Genomic DNA, 18,740 nt, shown 5'->3' with positions numbered 1-18,740 from the left:
GGAGGTTAGCGCGAACGGGCGTCGCGCGCGTTGGTGCAGAGATGAGTGATATCGTCTAACAAGGTTGCCACCGTCGCGCCCTGCAGATGCGCATCCACCGGCAGATACCACCAGTTTGGGCGAGCAAAGCCACGGCATTTCACCGCATCTTTTTCCGTCATCAGCAAACACTGTTCTGCCTGAGTCAGACGTTGCAATTCGTCTTCGCTGTAAGCGTGGTGATCGGCGAAGGCAATTTCTGCCACCGGCTGAATACCTTGCTGTTTGAGCGTGTTGAAGAAGCGCGGCGGATGACCAATACCGGCCATCGCGACAATTTCCGGCAACTGCGCTAACGCTACGGTTGCGCCGCTGATCAGGTTTACCGCCAGACCGGGCTGCAATGTCATCGCAATTTCGCCTGCCTGCGCATCACCACCATTAACGATCACCGCATTCACCGTCTGAAGTCGCGAAGCACGTTCACGCATCGGCCCGGCCGGTAACCACCAGCCATTGCCAAAACGACGCATCCCATCCACCACCACGATTTCACGATCGCGCTGCAGCGCATAATGCTGCAGGCCATCATCGGTAATGATCACATCCAGATCGTGCGCAGCGAGCAGACCTTCTACCGCCAGACGCCGCTGCGGTGCAACCGCGACTGGCACCTGCGTACGCTGAGCGATTAAAACAGGTTCATCGCCAGCCTGCGCCGTGGGCGTTTCAGCGGTAACCAACAGCGGATATCGTTCAGCCTTTCCGCCGTAACCCCGCGACACCACGCCAGCACGTAAACCGCGTTGTTGCAGCGCCTGCACCAACCAAATCACTACGGGCGTTTTACCATTCCCGCCTGCGGTGAGGTTCCCCACCACAATCACCGGGCAAGGAGCGCGCCAGCTTTTTCGCCACCCGCGCTGGAAGCTGAGGCGAATCAGCCAGGTGATCGCCCCATAAAGCAGACTCAGCGGCCATAGTAGTAGCCATAACGGCGAGCGCCCGCTCCAGATGCGTTCAATCATTGACCGAACTGCAGCTTGTGAAGCTGCGCATAGGCGCCCTTCTGTTCCAGCAGCACGCTGTGAGTACCACGCTCGACAATGCGACCATCTTCAACCACGACGATCTCATCAGCTTTTTCAATGGTCGACAGACGGTGCGCAATCACCAGTGAGGTACGGTTCTTCTGCAGCTCATCTAGTGCGGCCTGAATCGCACGCTCAGATTCGGTATCCAGCGCTGATGTGGCTTCATCGAGAATCAAGATTGGACAGTCGCGCAATAACGCACGCGCAATCGCAATACGTTGACGCTGACCACCAGAAAGCAGCACGCCATTCTCACCAATCACGGTATCGAGGCCGTTATCCATCTTCTGGATGAAGTCCATCGCATGCGCCATGGTCGCAGCCTGCTCAATTTGTTCACGCGTGTATTGGCCATTGCGGGCATACGCAATGTTGTTGGCGATGGTGTCGTTGAAAAGGTGCACATTCTGGGAAACCAGCGCGACCTGGTTACGCAGTGAGCGCAGGGTGTATTCACGCAAATCGTGACCATCCAGCAAAATTTCACCGCTGTCGATGTCGTAGAAGCGCGTCAACAAACTGGCCATGGTGGATTTACCCGAGCCGGAACGACCGACCAGTGCAACCGTTTTACCGGCAGGCAGCGACAGGTTGATATCGCGCAGCGCAGGGATTTCACGGCCTGGATAGGTAAAGGTCACGTTGCGGAATTCAACATCACCTTTGGCGCGATCCATCTCACGCTTGCCGTTATCCACTTCCTGCTCACTGTCGAGAATCGAGAACAGCGTCTGACATGCCGCCATACCACGCTGGAACTGCGCATTGACGTTGGTCAGTGACTTCAGCGGACGCATCAGGGCGATCATTGAAGAGAAGACCACGGTGATGGTACCGGCTGTGAGCGTATCCATCACGCTTGGGAAGCTGGCGGCATAAAGCACAAATGCCAGTGCCAGCGAGGCAATCAACTGAATCACAGGATCAGAAATTGAAGACGCCGACACCAGTTTCATGCCTTGCTGACGCATTTTATTGCTGACCTGAGAAAAGCGCTTCGCTTCGACGTCCTGACCACCAAAAATCAGCACTTCTTTATGCCCTTTCAGCATCTGTTCGGCGCTGGTTGTCACCTGTCCCATAGTGTTCTGCATGTTCTTGCTGATGCTGCGGAAACGCTTGGAAACGGTACGAATAGCAAAGGAGACGATCGGCGCCAGCACAATGAGAATCAAAGACAGCTGCCAGCTGTAATAGAACATCATGATGAACAGGCCAATGATCGAGGCCCCTTCACGCACCACGGTAACCAGTGCGCTTGAAGAAGAAGAGGCAACCTGCTCAGAATCGTAGGTGATGCGTGATAGCAGCGTACCCGTTGACTGTTGATCGAAGAAGGTAACCGGCATGCCCATCATATGGCCGAACAGACGGCGACGCATGTTCATGACCACGTTGCCGGAAACCCATGAGATGCAGTAACTGGAGATATAGCTGGTCACGCCACGCACCAACATCAGGCCGATTACCACCAGCGGCATCCACAGCATTACGGATCTGTCAGCTTTACCGAAGCCATCATCCAGTAAAGGTTTCAACAGAGAGAGCATCAGGGTATCGCCTGCCGCATTGAGTATCAGCGCCACTGCTGACACATACAGGCCAGCCTTATGGGGCGCAATCATCGGCCAGAGTCGACGGAATGTCTGCCACGTTGAGAGATCTTTATCTTGATGCATTATTTATTCACGCTGTTTGAAATAGCCGCTCATTCTACCTGGAATCGCGTTTGACGCCAAACCACTGATGGTACCAGCGAGGCATTATTTGCTCTCTTAAGCCCTTAATTTGCCAATGACCTTGTCTGATACCCACATGAATCTGCCCCAATTGTGCCGTGTCGTACCACACGTAGCCTTGCTGACGATAGCGCTGCACCACGGCTGGTGCCGGCATACGCCAGGCGTTATAACGCGCCACCGAAGCGAATGCGGCCTTACCAGCAACATTACGTAACAGTAACGCGCCTGACGAAGTACGACTGCCATGGTGCGGCACCTGCAAAATCGTCGCGTTGAGTGCATCTTTTTCCAGCGCGACAATTTTTCTTTCGGCTTCTAACTCAATATCACCGGTGAGCAATACGCTAAATTGCCCGTCATTGATTCGCACCACACACGAATCGTTATTTTGTCCCTGGGTCTGACTCTCCGGCGGCCACAAGGCGGTAAATTGCAATTTGCCCCATTGCCACTGCTGGCCACGGAAGCATGGCAGATGTCCCTTTTCCGCTAATGCACTTCGAATTGCTACCGCTGGATTAACTTTGAGCAATGAGTGTAGCCCACCACGATGATCCAGATGCTTGTGGCTTAGTATCAGAGAATGAAGGCTTCTGCCGTGATACTGCAACCATGGCAGGATGACGCGTGAACCGGCATCATCCTGCTTCCAGCCCGGTCCAACATCATATAGCACCACTTCATTGCCTTGCGTAATGGCAATAGCCAGGCCGTGCCCCACATCAATCATGTCGATTTGCCAATCATCACGCTGAGTAGTGCTGCGCCAAAGGATGATCGCGAGTACCAGGCTAAAACACGGCATAAGGCTGCGATATATCAGGTTGCTACGCCAAAGAAGTAATCCCACCCACAGCAGCACGATCGCGGGTGTGGTATCGCTCCATGCCCACCAGCCCGCGGGTAACCACTGCAGCACTAGCAATACTTTGTTTATAGAAAGATCCGCCAGATACCATAATCCCGCTGAAATCGGCGGCACAGACAAGAGCATTGCCAGCAATATCACTGGCACCGTGACAAATGACACAACCGGCACCGCGATCAGATTTGCCAATAAAGCACTCAGGCTTATTCCCTGAAACAGGAAGATTTGTAGCGGTGCCATGAGGATCATCATGCCAAGCTGCAGATGTAGCAATTGCAGTAGCAGCCAGCGACGCTTTGCGCGCAAGCGATGCGGCAATGGAAACCATTGATACCAGACAATCAGCATCGCGACCGCCAGCGCTGACAACCAAAAGCTTTCTGACAGAACGGTTAATGGATCAAGTGCCAGCAATGCGCCAATACACAACGTCCAGACTTGCCAGCCACTGAGTTGCCAACCAACGCTACGAATACCTGTCCAAAGCATGAGCGCGATAATCGCGCGCTGGGCCGGTGCATGGCTGCCAGAAACCCACGTGTAGATGGCTGCGGTTATGATGCTAATTAGCAGCGGAAACAAATAGCCAATCAAATGAGCAGGTAAAATCACCTGGATTGCACGTGCTATTAGCCATCCAACGCTGGCAGCTAACGCAATGTGCATGCCTGAGATGGCCATCAAGTGGGCGGTGCCTGTTTCCCGCAGCAACTGTCGCTGCTCTTCGGTCATGTTGGTACGTATACCAAACGCTAAAGCCTGCATGATTGCGGGTTGCTGGAGCGTATCAAATTTAGGTAAATGGTAATCAATAAAACGCGTGCGCCAGTTGCAGGTTAGCGATTCCGCCTGCTGACTGATGATGCGACCTTGCAGCGGAGTGTGATTCGACAAAGCAAAGCGTTGCAGATCGAACTCCCCTTCGTTCAGTCTGCCGTGCACGGCACGCAGTCGCAATTTCATCTGCCAGCGCTGACCGGCACAAAATGGTTGGTCTGTAGAAGCATTATTGAGCGTGACAAATAGAGGTGGAAATTGATAACGCTGACCGACACGCAGGATTTGCGCTGTCAGCTGCTGCTTCTGTTCACGCACTTCAGTGATACGCACCGTGGCTTCAATAGATGCGGCAGCCAGTTCCTCAATGCTATTAACCATCTGCCGAGCTTCATTCATTGTCCAGGCCAACATTAACAGAGCAATCCCTAATATCCGCAGCAACGTGATTGGCATCAACCCGAGTAACACCGCGAATCCAACCATGATGAGTATTACGCTGGCGGCGGGTATGTGCGGCAATATGCCCAACGGCAACGCCGAGGCAATCATCAATCTCGCCAGAACAATCCAGTTCATATGCATTAGTACTCTCCCTCATTGGGGGAAGAGTTTGCAGTGAAGATGGGGGATTTGCTTCAGTGAAAAGAGTGTGTGTCGCGATGGATTCAGAGAATTTTGCAGAGATTACATTGGTGGGACTTCATTTTGGAAAGCAGCTCGCAATTCTGCATACTGCAAGCAAAAAAAAACGACACCCTAAAGTGTCGTTTTTATCGTTCGGTAACGGCTTAGCCGTAGATATTCGCACGGTCACGCAATTCTTTGCCCGGCTTAAAGTGAGGAACGTATTTACCTTCCAGATCCACTTTGTCACCCGTTTTCGGGTTACGACCCGTACGTGGTGCACGGTAATGCAAAGAAAAGCTGCCGAATCCCCGGATTTCAATGCGCTCGCCCTGGGCCAACGTAGTGGCCATGTGCTCAAGCATCTCTTTGACCGCATCCTCAACGACTTTCGCCGGAATATGAGTATGCTGGCCAGCAAGTCTTTCAATCAGTTCTGACTTGGTCATGTAACCTCCGGTTAATCCTTATTGGGAAAGGTATGACAGCTTTTACCGAAACCGGACGATTTTCATCGTCCGGTGCCTTAGGTCAATTACTCGCCTTTAGCCGCTTTGAACGCTTCAGCCATCGCGCTAGAGAAGTTGCTGCCTTCATCCTGTTTGGTGTTAACAGTGTTGATAGCTTCTTTCTCATCAGCCTGGTCTTTAGCACGAACAGACAGGCTCACAACGCGGTTCTTACGGTCAACGCCGGTGAATTTAGCTTCAACGTCGTCGCCAACACTCAGAACCAGAGTTGCGTCTTCGATGCGGTCCAGAGAAGCTTCAGAAGCGCGCAGGTAACCCTCTACGCCGTCAGCTAATTCTACTGTAGCACCTTTAGCGTCAACTGCAGTGACTTTACCAGTCACGATAGCGCCTTTCTTGTTCAGGGTGATGTAGTTGTTGAATGGATCTTCAGCCAACTGCTTCACGCCCAGAGAGATGCGCTCGCGCTCTGCATCAACCTGCAGTACAACGGCAGCGATTTCGTCGCCTTTTTTGTACTCACGAACGGCTTCTTCGCCAGTCGCGTTCCAGGAGATGTCAGACAGGTGAACCAGACCGTCGATGCCACCGTCCAGGCCGATGAAGATACCGAAGTCAGTGATTGACTTGATTTTACCTTCAACGCGATCGCCTTTGTTGTGGGTCTCAGCGAACAGCTGCCATGGGTTAGATTTGCACTGCTTCAGACCCAGGGAGATACGACGACGCTCTTCATCGATGTCCAGAACCATTACTTCAACCACGTCGCCTACGTTTACAACTTTAGACGGATGGATGTTTTTGTTGGTCCAGTCCATTTCAGAAACGTGTACCAGACCTTCAACGCCTTCTTCGATTTCTACGAAGCAGCCGTAATCAGTCAGGTTGGTTACACGACCAGTCAGGCGGGTGCCTTCTGGGTAGCGCTTAGCGATAGCCACCCAAGGATCTTCGCCCAGCTGTTTCAGGCCCAGAGATACACGGGTACGCTCGCGGTCGAACTTCAGCACTTTAACAGTGATTTCGTCGCCCACGTTGACGATTTCGCTCGGATGCTTAACGCGTTTCCAAGCCATATCGGTAATGTGCAGCAGGCCGTCAACGCCACCCAGATCCACGAATGCACCGTAGTCAGTGAGGTTCTTAACGATACCTTTAACTTCCATGCCTTCCTGCAGGTTTTCCAGCAGCTGATCGCGCTCAGCGCTGTTCTCAGATTCGATAACTGCACGACGTGAAACCACGACGTTGTTACGTTTCTGATCAAGCTTGATTACTTTGAATTCAAGCTCTTTGCCTTCCAGGTGCAGAGTATCGCGAACCGGACGAACGTCTACCAATGAACCTGGCAGGAACGCACGAATACCGTTCAGCTCAACTGTGAAGCCACCTTTAACTTTGCCGTTGATAACACCGGTAACAGTTTCAGCGTCTTCGTAAGCTTTTTCCAGCGTGATCCAAGCTTCGTGACGTTTAGCTTTCTCACGGGACAGCAGGGTTTCACCGAAGCCGTCTTCTACTGCGTCCAGCGCAACGTCAACTTCGTCGCCTACCTGGATTTCCAGTTCGCCGGCTGCGTTCTTGAACTGCTCTGCAGGAATTGCAGATTCAGATTTCAGACCCGCATCAACCAGAACTACGTCTTTGTCGATAGAGACAACAACGCCACGAACGATGGAACCCGGACGGGTTTCGATTTCTTTCAGGGACTCTTCAAAGAGTTGAGCAAAAGATTCAGTCATATTGATAATCTTAGGATTCTTCAATTTAACGTCCACCTGACTTCATTGTCGGATGGGGTTGTTTCACATGCCCTGCACCGGGTCCTTGGTACAGGGTTACAGCAATTCGGTTGCCGAAAGATTAAATGCCCAGCTTCTGCTTAGCATAATCAAGCGCCTTTTCAATCACTTGCTCAATCGACATACTGGTTGAATCCAGTACCAGAGCATCTGTGGCAGGCACTAAAGGTGCGATGGCACGATTACGATCGCGGTCGTCGCGTTCCTTTATCTCGGATAAAAGGCGATCAAAGTTAACATTAAAGCCCTTCTCCTGCAACTGTAGCATACGGCGATGCGCACGCTCTTCCGAGCTAGCGTCGAGGAAAATTTTCACTGGTGCATCTGGGAAAACCACGGTTCCCATATCGCGTCCATCAGCGATTAAACCGGGCTCTTCACGGAATCCACGTTGGCGACGAAGCAGCGCCTCACGCACCCGCGGAAAAGCGGCGACGCGCGATGCGGTGTTGCTCACTTCTTGCGTGCGGATTTCACCGGTAACGTCTTCACCTTCAAGCACCACCTGCATTTCACCGTCAACCGACAGAAAACGCACATCAAGATGCGCGGCAATCGGAACTAATGCTTCTTCAGACTCAATATCTACCTGATGGTGAAGTGCAGCCAATGCTAAAACGCGATAAATAGCGCCAGAATCCAGTAAGTGCCACTGCAACGACTCCGCCATCGCTTTACATAAAGTCCCTTTACCCGCGCCACTTGGCCCATCGATGGTAATAACCGGGGCGATTGCCGTCATTGTTCTCTCCTGTTGCTGCGTGCTTATTGTCAGCCCTTCCAGGCCGCCTGGATTGCGCGGCATTATACGCTGCCTGCATCAGGTTAGTTACCCTTTAGCGTAGACATCGCTAGAAATATAGACAGATTCAGAAGAATTTCCGCCTGATAAGGCCAAAGGAAAGCAAAGAAACCCGGCGTAGTGCGCCGGGTCAGACGATCAGGAAGTATGGCTGATTCTCGCCAACTGCTGGAAATAGCTTGGGAAGGTTTTCGCGGTGCAGCCTGGATCAAGGATGGTTACTGGCGTATCAGACAGAGCCACCAGTGCGAAGCACATCGCCATCCGGTGATCGTTATAGGTACCGATATCCGCATGTTGCAACTGAGCCGGCGGTGTCACACGAATAAAGTCGTGTCCTTCTTCCACTTCAGCACCGACTTTACGCAACTCAGTCGCCATCGCCGCCAGACGATCGGTCTCTTTTACGCGCCAGTTATAGATGTTGCGCATCAGCGTGGTGCCTTGTGCGAACAGTGCTGTGGTTGCAATGGTCATTGCCGCATCGGGAATATGGTTCATATCCATATCGATTGCCGTCAACGATCCACGCGTACAGGAGATGTAATCATCGCCCCACTCAATCACTGCGCCCATCTTTTCTAGCACATCAGCAAAACGAATATCGCCCTGCACGCTGTTGCGGCCGATACCGGTTACACGCACGGTGCCACCTTTAATGGCTGCCGCAGCGAGGAAATATGAGGCAGAAGACGCATCACCTTCCACCAGGTAATCGCCCGGAGACTGATACTGTTGCTGCCCTTTGACCACAAAACGCTGATAGTTCTGGTTATCAACGTCCACACCAAAGCAGCGCATCAGGTGCAAGGTAATGTCAATATAAGGCTTAGAAACCAGATCGCCTTTGATGGTGATGATGGTGTCTTGCTGCGCCAGCGGCGCGGTCATCAACAACGCCGTCAGGAACTGGCTGGAAACGCTGCCATCAACGCTGACTTCGCCCCCAACAAAACCGCCATTGAGGCGTACTGGTGGGTAATCGGTCTGCTCAAGATAGTCGATCTTTGCTCCGCCCTGACGCAGTGCATCAACCAAGTGACCAATCGGACGCTCTTTCATGCGCGGCTCGCCAGTCAGGACAATTGACTGCTGGCCCAAACACAGCGCAGCAGCCAATGGACGCATCGCGGTGCCTGCGTTACCCAGAAACAGCTCAAGCGGCTTTTCAGCGCGCAAAGGTCCCGCGTTACCCACTACTTCGCATACGGTGCGATCATCGGAGAGCGTATAGCTGACACCCAGCGCCTTGAGGGCGTTCAGCATGTGCTTAACGTCATCGCTATCGAGCAAATTAGTCAGCCGAGTGGTGCCTTTTGCCAGCGCGGCCAGCAAGAGAGCGCGGTTCGAGACGCTTTTTGAGCCCGGTAAATTTACCGTGCCGTCAACGCGAGCAATCGGTTGTAGAGTCAGGGAGTCCTGCATGTGAAACCAAATCTCCAGAAAATACGAGACCCCATCTTGCGACGGGGTCTGATACCAGACAAGCTGGCATGAAAAAAGCAATTAGCCGTGGCGACGTTCGAAGTCGACCATAAACTCAGTCAGCGTTTTAACGCCTTCCAGCGGCATCGCATTGTAGATCGATGCACGCATACCTCCAACCACGCGATGGCCTTTCAACGCATGCAGACCAGCCTTGAGAGACTCTTCCAGGAACACTTTGTCCAAAGATGAATCGGCTAACTGGAATGGCACGTTCATACGTGAACGGTTTTCGCTTGCGACATCGTTGCGATAAAACGCGCTGTTATCAATCACGCCATACAGTAAGTCGGCTTTTGCCTGATTCAGCTTGTCCATCTCGGCCACGCCGCCCTTCTCTTTCAGCCATTTGAATACCAGCCCAGAGAGATACCATGCGAAAGTTGGCGGGGTGTTGAACATCGATTCGTTTTCGGCCAGCACCTTGTAATCAAGGATTGAAGGCACATAACGCTGTGCTTTACCCAGCAGATCTTCGCGCACAACCACCAAGGTTAAGCCCGCCGGACCGATATTTTTTTGCGCGCCGGCGTAGATCACGCCATAACGACTCACATCGATTGGACGAGACAGAATAGTAGAAGAGAGATCGGCAACCACGATCTTATCGCCAAAATCCGGCTCTTCATCGATAGCAATGCCATCAATCGTTTCGTTCGGGCAGAAATGGACGTAAGCCGCATCATAATTTAGCTGCCATTCACGCATTGGTAATAAAGCACGTTTACCATCACGCGTGGTTTTTATATCAATGGTATTTGGCGAGCAGAATTTTTCGGCTTCTTTAATTGCGCTGTGAGCCCAGTAACCGCCGTCAATATAATCTGCGGTTTTTGCCTCACCCAATAAGTTGCCGGGGATGGCCGCGAATTGTGCACGCGCACCGCCGTGGCAGAATAAAACTTTGTAATTGGCTGGGATCTTCAGCAGATCGCGAAAATCTTGTTCTGCCGCTTCAGCAACAGCAATAAACTCTTTACTGCGGTGACTGATCTCCATCACCGAGGTGCCTAACCCGTGCCAGTTTGTCAGTTCTTGTTCTGCGCGACGGAGCACTTCTACCGGCAGCATAGCCGGGCCAGAGCTAAAATTATAAACCTGAGTCATTTCCCCTCACCACTGTCATATCGAACGGTTATGAATACTTCACCGGTTTTATCATTGCCTCCAGATGGCTGCAATCATTAATCCGGCAGCGATCACATTTCCAGAGCCAGCTCCACCGCAGCTTATGTCATAAATGCATTAAGCCATGGAATTTTGTGATGTAGTTCCAGAAAGAAAAGGGGAAAGCCGAATGGCGTAAAAACCTTAGCCAGACTGAGATAAATTTGGCTGACTGAATAGCGAAGCATGCATAAAACCCGTATTATTGCGCGCTTTACGCCCACCCCATTGACTTAAGAGAGCGCCACCATGACGCAAACGTTTATCCCCGGAAAAGACGCCGCACTGGAAGATTCCATTGCACGCTTTCAACAGAAACTGCAAGACCTTGGTTTCAATATTGAAGAAGCTTCCTGGCTGAATCCGGTACCACACGTCTGGTCAGTGCACATTCGCGATCGCGACTGCCCGCTGTGCTTTACAAATGGCAAAGGTGCTAGCAAAAAAGCCGCTCTGGCTTCAGCACTGGGCGAATATTTTGAGCGCCTCTCTACTAACTACTTCTTCGCCGATTTCTGGTTAGGTAAATCCATCGCTAATGGTGATTTTGTTCACTATCCGAATGAAAAGTGGTTCCCGCTCACCGAGGACGACAGCCTGCCAGAAGGCATTCTGGATGCGCGCCTGCGCAAATTTTATGATCCTGAAGAGAGCCTGGGTGCTTCAGAGCTGATTGATCTGCAATCCGGCAATGATGAGCGCGGTATTTGTGGCCTGCCATTTAGCCGCCAATCTGACCAGCAAACGGTTTATATCCCGATGAACATCATCGGAAATCTGTACGTTTCGAATGGTATGTCAGCCGGTAACACCGCGAACGAAGCGCGCGTACAAGGCCTGTCAGAAGTGTTTGAGCGCCATATCAAGAATCGCATCATCGCCGAATCCATCAGCCTGCCAGAAATTCCAGCAGAGGTGATGCAACGTTATCCTGGCGTAATTGAAGCGATTAAACGTCTGGAAGCAGAAGGTTTCCCAATCTTCTCTTACGATGCTTCACTGGGCGGTAAATATCCGGTTATCTGCGTAGTGCTGTTCAATCCAGCAAATGGTACCTGTTTCGCTTCGTTTGGTGCACATCCGGACTTTGGCGTCGCACTGGAGCGTACAGTTACTGAACTGCTGCAGGGCCGTGGTCTGAAAGATCTCGACGTGTTTACTCCGCCGACGTTTGATGATGAAGAAGTTGCGGAACACGCTAACCTGGAAACGCATTTCATCGATTCAAGCGGTCTGATTTCATGGGATATGTTCAAAGACGATGCTGACTATCCTTTCGTCGACTGGAGCTTTGCGGGTACCACGCACGAAGAGTTTGATACGCTGATGGCGATCTTCCGTGCGGAAGATAAAGAAGTCTATATCGCTGACTATGAACATCTGAGCGTTTACGCTTGCCGCATTATCGTTCCTGGTATGTCTGATATTTATCCAGCGGAAGATCTGCTGCTGGCGAATAACAGCATGGGTGCACCACTGCGCGAAACGCTGCTGGCGCTGCCGGAAAGCCAATGGGAACCTGAGGCCTATCTCGAGCTGATCGTGCAACTGGATGAGGAAGGTCATGATGACTTTACTCGCGTGCGCGAACTGCTGGGTCTGGCATCAGGCAAAGATAATGCTTGGTACACGCTGCGTATCGGCGAGCTGAAAGCGATGCTAGCGCTGGCAGGTGGCGACCTGGATCAGGCTCTGATCTGGACTGAATGGACGATGGAATTTAACCAGTCCATCTTCAGCGAAGAGCGCGCTAACTACTATCGCTGCCTGCAAACCTTGCTGCTGCTGGCAATGGAAGAGGAACGCGATCCGCTTCAATATCATCGTGCCTTTATCCGTATGTATGGCCAGGCGGCAGTTGAGGCCGCTTCAGCGGCTATCAGTGGTGAAGTGCCTTTCTATGGATTGCAAGCGGTCGATTTGGACCTGAAAGCCTTCCCAGCGCATCAATCATTACTCGCTGCCTATGAAAAACTGCAGACAGCTAAACGTCGTTATTGGTCACAAAAATAGCCTTGGCGCTTTTAATGGTTATTTATAAAAATTAGCATATTGGTAAATGGCACTGAAAAAATCAGTGCCATTTTTTTATATTGGTCATGCAAAGAGATTAAAGCGCATTATTGAATAACAATTAAGCTTTATTCGTTAATGATATTTAACAAAACCATCCTTAACTACAGCTACCTTAAACTTATTTTGCATAATTTAAAATTTATTTATTTCAATTAATTCAATAGATTAACTTCAAAACACTTACTTTATCGCTTCGCTTACCAGCAGCCTCCCGGTCAAATATGATCCATATCAATTTCTGACCTATACTCCTTTGTTAGTATCTTTACAGGCAATTTTTGGAGAGCGTTAGTGTGAAAGCTGACAACCCTTTTAATTCATTATTACCGGCGGCAATGGCGAAAGTTGCAGAAGAAGCCGGCATATATAAAGCTACTAAACATCCTTTAACCACATTCTTCCTTGCCATCACTGCTGGCGTATTTATCTCAATTGCATTTGTCTTCTATATCACTGCAACTACCGGAAGTGGAGCCATGCCCTACGGCATAGCAAAACTGATCGGCGGTATCTGTTTCTCACTCGGTTTAATGTTAGTAGTCGTGTGTGGCGCTGACCTGTTCACCTCAACTGTTCTGATCGTAGTGGCAAAAGCCAGCGGCCGAATCACCTGGCTCCAACTCGGTCGACATTGGTTGACTGTCTATATAGGTAACCTGTTTGGCGCGCTGTTCTTTGTAGCGCTGATCTGGTTAGCCGGTGAACACATGGTGGCGAATGGTGCCTGGGGCTTGAACCTTCTGCAAACCGCCGACCACAAGATGCATCACACCTTTATCGAAGCAGTCAGTCTCGGCACGCTCGCTAATTTGATGGTTTGCCTGGCGGTATGGATGAGTTACTCCGGCCGCAGCCTGATGGATAAAATGTTTGCGATGATCTTACCGGTAGCGATGTTTGTTGCCTGTGGCTTCGAACACAGCATCGCCAACATGTTCCTTATTCCGATGGCCATTGTTATCCGTGATTTTGCCAGCCCGGAATTCTGGCAAATGGCGGGGGCAAGCGCAGCACAGTTTCCCTCACTCAGCGTTAGCGATTTTATTCTTAATAACCTTATTCCCGTAACCATCGGCAACATTATTGGCGGCGGATTATTAGTCGGTTTGACCTACTGGGTAATCTATCTGCGTGGCGATGAGCCGGTGCATTAATGAATTGGTACGGGCGTGCTGAAGCAGCGCGCCATACGTCAAAGTCTCCCTAAATAAGGCAGGTATATCATGTCCGAACTGAATGAAAAAATGGCGTCAGCCTGGGAAGGATTTAGCGCCGGCGAATGGCAGAACAGCGTCAATGTCCGTGACTTTATCCAGAAAAACTATAAACCGTATGAAGGCGACGAGTCCTTCCTCGCGGGCGCGACTCCAGCCACAACTAAGTTGTGGGACAGCGTGCTTGAAGGCATCAAAATTGAGAACCGCACTCACGCGCCGGTGGATTTTGACACCGATTTGGCTTCAACCATCACCTCTCACGACGCCGGCTACATCAGCAAATCGCTGGAAAAAATTGTTGGTCTGCAAACTGAAGCGCCTCTGAAACGTGCCATCATCCCGTTCGGCGGCATCAAAATGGTTGAGGGCTCTTGCAAGGTTTATGGCCGCGAACTCGATCCCGCGTTGAAAAAAGTCTTCACTGATTACCGCAAAACCCATAACCAAGGCGTATTCGATGTTTATACCCCAGACATCATGCGCTGCCGTAAATCAGGCGTACTGACAGGTTTACCTGATGCCTATGGCCGCGGTCGTATCATCGGTGACTATCGCCGCGTTGCGCTGTACGGCATTGATTACCTGATGAAAGACAAAGTTGCGCAGTTCAATTCTCTGCAAAGCGATATGGAGAATGGTGTTGACCTCGAAGCCACTATTCGCCTGCGTGAAGAGATTTCTGAACAGCATCGTGCGCTGGGTCAAATCAAAGAGATGGCTGCGAAGTATGGTTCAGATATCTCGTTGCCCGCTACCAATGCACAAGAAGCCGTTCAGTGGACTTACTACGGCTACCTCGCGGCGGTGAAATCTCAGAATGGTGCGGCGATGTCATTTGGTCGCGTATCCACCTTCCTTGATGTGTACATTGATCGCGATATTCAGGCCGGGAAACTGACTGAAGAAGACGCACAGGAACTGATTGACCATCTGGTGATGAAACTGCGTATGGTGCGCTTCCTGCGTACGCCTGAATACGATGAGCTGTTCTCCGGTGACCCAATCTGGGCAACAGAATCATTAGCGGGTATGGGCGTCGATGGCCGTACTCTGGTGACCAAAAGCACCTTCCGTTTCCTGAATACGCTTTACACCATGGGTCCATCTCCGGAGCCAAATATGACCATCCTGTGGTCAGAAAAACTGCCGGTTAACTTCAAGAAATACGCCGCAAAAGTTTCTATCGATACGTCCTCATTGCAGTATGAGAATGACGACCTGATGCGTCCTGACTTCGACAACGATGACTATGCTATCGCCTGCTGCGTAAGCCCAATGATTGTCGGTAAGCAGATGCAGTTCTTCGGTGCGCGTGCCAACCTGGCAAAAACCCTGCTGTATGCAATCAACGGTGGCGTTGATGAAAAACTGAAAATGCAGGTAGGCCCGAAAGAAGCGCCAATCACTGATGAAATTCTTGATTTCGACATCGTGATGGAGCGTCTGGATCACTTCATGGATTGGCTGGCGAAGCAGTACGTCACCTCCCTGAACATCATTCACTATATGCACGATAAGTACAGCTACGAAGCTTCACTGATGGCACTGCACGACCGTGACGTTTATCGCACCATGGCATGTGGTATCGCGGGTCTGTCTGTTGCGGCTGACTCACTTTCAGCCATCAAATACGCCAAAGTGAAAACCATCCGTGATGAAGATGGTTTAGCGGTAGACTTTGAAATTGAAGGTGAATATCCGCAGTTTGGTAACAATGACTCGCGCGTTGATGACATGGCGTGCGATCTGGTTGAACGTTTCATGAAAAAAATTCAGAAACTGCAAACCTACCGCAATGCGGTGCCAACGCAGTCAGTGCTGACCATTACATCTAACGTGGTTTATGGTAAGAAAACCGGTAACACGCCAGACGGACGTCGTGCGGGTGCACCGTTCGGACCGGGTGCTAACCCAATGCACGGACGTGATCAGAAAGGTGCGGTAGCTTCATTGACCTCGGTCGCGAAACTGCCCTTCGCTTATGCTAAAGACGGCATCTCTTATACCTTCTCCATCGTGCCAAATGCACTGGGTAAAGATGATAACGTGCGTAAAACTAACCTTGCTGGCTTGATGGATGGATATTTCCACCATGAAGCTAACATTGAGGGCGGTCAGCATCTGAACGTTAACGTGATGAATCGTGAGATGCTGCTGGATGCGATGGAACATCCTGAGAAGTATCCTCAATTGACCATTCGCGTATCCGGTTATGCTGTTCGCTTTAACTCGCTCACCAAAGAGCAGCAGAAAGATGTAATTACCCGTACGTTCACTCAGTCGTTGTAATAGCACTTTACTGAGATTAAAAGGCTCCTGCGGGAGCCTTTTCTCCACAAGTCCGTTTTGCCAGCTTGCTGGTGCTGGCGACCTGGCAAAATCGACTTTCACTTTTAGAGCACGACATAGATTGTGCTGCCTGATGTTCAGGCTCACCTGGAGAACCCATCGCAATGTCAACCATCGGTCGTATCCACTCCTTTGAATCCTGCGGCACCGTTGACGGCCCAGGCATCCGTTTCATCACCTTTTTTCAGGGCTGTCTAATGCGCTGCCTGTATTGCCATAACCGCGATACATGGGACACACATGGCGGTAAAGAAGTGACCGTCGAAGAGTTGATGAAGGATGCGCTCTCATATCGTCACTTTATGAATGCATCTGGCGGCGGCGTGACCGCATCGGGTGGCGAAGCGATCTTACAAGCCGAGTTTGTGCGTGACTGGTTCCGCGCCTGCCAGGCAGAAGGTATTCACACCTGCCTTGACACCAACGGCTTTGTTCGTCGCTACGACCCGGTGATCGATGAATTGCTGGATGCCACTGACTTGGTCATGCTTGATCTGAAACAAATTAATGATGAGGTGCATGAAGTTCTGGTTGGCGTTTCCAATCACCGCACGCTGGATTTTGCTCGTTATCTGCAGAAGAGAGGCAAACGTACCTGGATTCGTTACGTTGTTGTGCCTGGTTACTCTGATGATGATGATTCCGTACATCGCTTAGGTGAGTTCACTAAGGATATGGATAACATTGAGAAGATTGAACTGTTGCCTTATCACGAGTTAGGCAAACACAAATGGATTGCCATGGGTGAAGAGTACAAGCTGGATGGTGTTAAGCCGCCGAGCAAAGAAACCATGGAGCGAGTGAAGAATATCCTCGCCAGCTACGGTCATGAAGTGATGTATTAACCGCAAACAAAAGGGGAGCCGCTGGCTTAATGCCAGTCAGTTAAGCCTGACTGGCATTTCTTCTTTTGGCTGTCGGGTACTTCCAGGGCCTCTCTTTCACCACTCTCGGGAACGACCTCTCCCGTCGCCCCGGCAGTTTGACTATCTGCGCTATCGCGTCCACATTTTTCACCAGTTCCGGGATCCGCCCCGGTGACGCGCCCTCAAGCGTCCAGAGCAGCTTCATGACCCAGGCCGCAGACTCGCTGAAGCTCAGCTGATTAGGCCAGTATCCCTTAAGCGTCGACGCCATTTTTATCATCTGATATCTCACCAGATTATACGCAAGCAGCACGCCCCACAGCTCCTGACGCACCATCTCCGGTTTTTTGCTGCGCAGCGTCAGCCGGTTATCCTGCAGCCCCTGCTTGATTTCCCGATACCCCAGCTCTATCTCCCAGCGATGGCTGTACAGGTCCGCTATCTCTTTCCCCGGATAGCGCATCGCATCCGTCATCGACGTCAGGAACCGCCACGTCTTTCCTTTAATTTCCCGGCTGATAAGCCTCATCTCTGCATATTCCGCCAGATGAGGCCACTTCTTCCGCGCCTGAGGGGAGGTTTTAACACGGATGAGCGCATCTCCTTTTCCCAGGCGGCGTACCTCTTCGTACTGCAGGTCTTTGCGGGCTGCTATCATCCAGTGACGGTTTTCCCCCGCCTGATGCCAGGCGCTGAGCAGGCCGAACGAGGTATAGCCCTTGTCGAACAGCGTCAGGCTGTTGTCGGGGACGCGTGGGATAAGCCCTTCCGCCAGTATCATTTCGTTCTCATTCTGGCAGCCCATCACGGCGCCGCCGATAAGATGGCTGGTCAGCTCCATCAGGCAGACCACGCGTACCTGCGGATAGGGCGATGCACCGGCAACCGTTTTTGTGCGGGCGATAGCCTTTTCATTATCCGGCGTTTCCTGCGTGCGCCAGACGACGCCGTCAACCGCGTGAAGCGTCAGCCCACACCAGTCAGGATGCGTGGTCTGCGCGTGCCAGAGGTCGCTGCTTTGTTCGAAGACACGCCTGACGGCATCGTCTCCCAGGCGCTGCCGGGCCTGCACCACGGCGCTGGGCGCAACAAAAGGCCGGTTTCCCGGCAACAGAATATCAAGGCGATTCACGATGGCGTGCAGGGGCTCTTTGCGCTCAAGCGCCATGCCGATAAGGCACCAGACCATCATATCGGTGGTAAGACGACGCTTGCGGAGGGTAACGGAGCCTGACTCCTGAATGCAGCGGGCGATCAGTTCGGGCTCAAGGACATCCGCGAGTGTAGTGAGTGGGTTACGCAGAGAATCGTAGCAAGAGACAATATCAAGGGCCTGACGGAGCTGCATAAAAAAATCCGGAAACGAAACGTTCCCGGATTCTTACACAGCCACTGGATCGTTCAACTGATCCTTAACTG

13 protein-coding genes are annotated in these 18,740 nt (G+C 51.5%); 4 read left to right on the top strand and 9 right to left on the bottom strand.

The features are described 5' to 3' along the window. Window positions 1–5: 5 nt before the first annotated feature. From lpxK to serC, 8 genes are all read right to left on the bottom strand, one after another. Window positions 6–1,007, bottom strand: coding sequence for a tetraacyldisaccharide 4'-kinase (gene lpxK / locus ACXIZX_RS06155; protein ID WP_479403784.1), 1,002 nt, complete (start codon window positions 1,005–1,007; stop codon window positions 6–8). Continuing rightward, entirely contained in the window at window positions 1,004–2,752 is a 1,749-nt protein-coding gene (gene msbA / locus ACXIZX_RS06150; protein WP_008102390.1) for a lipid A ABC transporter ATP-binding protein/permease MsbA, read from the bottom strand. The genes lpxK and msbA overlap by 4 nt, the downstream gene beginning before the upstream one ends. Window positions 2,753–2,786: 34 nt before the next feature. Continuing rightward, a complete protein-coding gene (locus tag ACXIZX_RS06145; protein WP_479403783.1) occupies window positions 2,787–5,045 on the bottom strand; it encodes a DNA internalization-related competence protein ComEC/Rec2 in 2,259 nt (752 codons plus the stop codon). Between the two features lie 206 nt (window positions 5,046–5,251). Then, the gene (gene ihfB / locus ACXIZX_RS06140; protein WP_003849360.1) at window positions 5,252–5,536 is read right to left on the bottom strand and encodes an integration host factor subunit beta; all 285 of its coding nucleotides are present in this window, start codon (window positions 5,534–5,536) and stop codon (window positions 5,252–5,254) included. Window positions 5,537–5,622: 86 nt separating this feature from the next. Next, a complete protein-coding gene (rpsA, locus tag ACXIZX_RS06135; protein WP_052025984.1) occupies window positions 5,623–7,299 on the bottom strand; it encodes a 30S ribosomal protein S1 in 1,677 nt (558 codons plus the stop codon). 121 nt (window positions 7,300–7,420) lie between these two features. Beyond that, window positions 7,421–8,101 carry a (d)CMP kinase gene (cmk, locus tag ACXIZX_RS06130; RefSeq protein ID WP_154192108.1) on the bottom strand — a complete coding sequence of 227 codons (681 nt, stop codon included), beginning with the start codon at window positions 8,099–8,101 and terminating at the stop codon, window positions 7,421–7,423. Window positions 8,102–8,299: 198 nt separating this feature from the next. After that, window positions 8,300–9,586: a 3-phosphoshikimate 1-carboxyvinyltransferase gene (gene aroA, locus ACXIZX_RS06125; protein ID WP_479403782.1), complete on the bottom strand. Its 1,287-nt coding sequence runs from the start codon at window positions 9,584–9,586 to the stop codon at window positions 8,300–8,302. 81 nt (window positions 9,587–9,667) lie between these two features. Next, on the bottom strand, window positions 9,668–10,753 hold the full coding sequence (gene serC / locus ACXIZX_RS06120) for a 3-phosphoserine/phosphohydroxythreonine transaminase (protein ID WP_479403781.1): 1,086 nt from the start codon (window positions 10,751–10,753) through the stop codon (window positions 9,668–9,670). A 309-nt stretch (window positions 10,754–11,062) separates the two neighbouring features. On the opposite strand from serC, the gene ycaO reads away from it, so the two are divergent. The 4 genes from ycaO to pflA all read left to right on the top strand — a co-directional run bounded on the left by ycaO (window position 11,063) and on the right by pflA (window position 17,300). Beyond that, window positions 11,063–12,826, top strand: a complete 1,764-nt coding sequence (gene ycaO / locus ACXIZX_RS06115) for a 30S ribosomal protein S12 methylthiotransferase accessory factor YcaO (RefSeq protein WP_479403780.1) — start codon at window positions 11,063–11,065, stop codon at window positions 12,824–12,826. Window positions 12,827–13,182: 356 nt separating this feature from the next. Next, the gene (gene focA, locus ACXIZX_RS06110) at window positions 13,183–14,043 is read left to right on the top strand and encodes a formate transporter FocA (protein ID WP_179451387.1); all 861 of its coding nucleotides are present in this window, start codon (window positions 13,183–13,185) and stop codon (window positions 14,041–14,043) included. Window positions 14,044–14,112: 69 nt separating this feature from the next. Next, window positions 14,113–16,395 (top strand): formate C-acetyltransferase, encoded by a 2,283-nt coding sequence (gene pflB, locus ACXIZX_RS06105; RefSeq protein WP_479403779.1) that lies wholly within the window; start codon window positions 14,113–14,115, stop codon window positions 16,393–16,395. A 164-nt stretch (window positions 16,396–16,559) separates the two neighbouring features. After that, the gene (pflA, locus tag ACXIZX_RS06100; RefSeq protein ID WP_008102409.1) at window positions 16,560–17,300 is read left to right on the top strand and encodes a pyruvate formate lyase 1-activating protein; all 741 of its coding nucleotides are present in this window, start codon (window positions 16,560–16,562) and stop codon (window positions 17,298–17,300) included. Window positions 17,301–17,340: 40 nt separating this feature from the next. Here the strand turns inward: pflA and ACXIZX_RS06095 are convergent, their stop codons facing one another. Further along, a complete protein-coding gene (locus tag ACXIZX_RS06095) occupies window positions 17,341–18,669 on the bottom strand; it encodes an IS4 family transposase (RefSeq protein ID WP_479403474.1) in 1,329 nt (442 codons plus the stop codon). Window positions 18,670–18,740 lie beyond the last annotated feature (71 nt).

The organism is Candidatus Pantoea symbiotica, assembly GCF_056491525.1.
Note: the sequence above shows the minus strand (reverse complement) of the source record. Positions and strands in the feature narration are given on the sequence as shown.

Coding starts and splice junctions, on each gene's coding strand:
- lpxK (WP_479403784.1), bottom strand. CDS start 1,007: ATGATTGAACGCATCTGGAGCGGGCGCTCGCCGTTATGGCTACTACTA.
- msbA (WP_008102390.1), bottom strand. CDS start 2,752: ATGCATCAAGATAAAGATCTCTCAACGTGGCAGACATTCCGTCGACTC.
- ACXIZX_RS06145 (WP_479403783.1), bottom strand. CDS start 5,045: ATGCATATGAACTGGATTGTTCTGGCGAGATTGATGATTGCCTCGGCG.
- ihfB (WP_003849360.1), bottom strand. CDS start 5,536: ATGACCAAGTCAGAACTGATTGAAAGACTTGCTGGCCAGCATACTCAT.
- rpsA (WP_052025984.1), bottom strand. CDS start 7,299: ATGACTGAATCTTTTGCTCAACTCTTTGAAGAGTCCCTGAAAGAAATC.
- cmk (WP_154192108.1), bottom strand. CDS start 8,101: ATGACGGCAATCGCCCCGGTTATTACCATCGATGGGCCAAGTGGCGCG.
- aroA (WP_479403782.1), bottom strand. CDS start 9,586: ATGCAGGACTCCCTGACTCTACAACCGATTGCTCGCGTTGACGGCACG.
- serC (WP_479403781.1), bottom strand. CDS start 10,753: ATGACTCAGGTTTATAATTTTAGCTCTGGCCCGGCTATGCTGCCGGTA.
- ycaO (WP_479403780.1), top strand. CDS start 11,063: ATGACGCAAACGTTTATCCCCGGAAAAGACGCCGCACTGGAAGATTCC.
- pflB (WP_479403779.1), top strand. CDS start 14,113: ATGTCCGAACTGAATGAAAAAATGGCGTCAGCCTGGGAAGGATTTAGC.
- pflA (WP_008102409.1), top strand. CDS start 16,560: ATGTCAACCATCGGTCGTATCCACTCCTTTGAATCCTGCGGCACCGTT.
- ACXIZX_RS06095 (WP_479403474.1), bottom strand. CDS start 18,669: ATGCAGCTCCGTCAGGCCCTTGATATTGTCTCTTGCTACGATTCTCTG.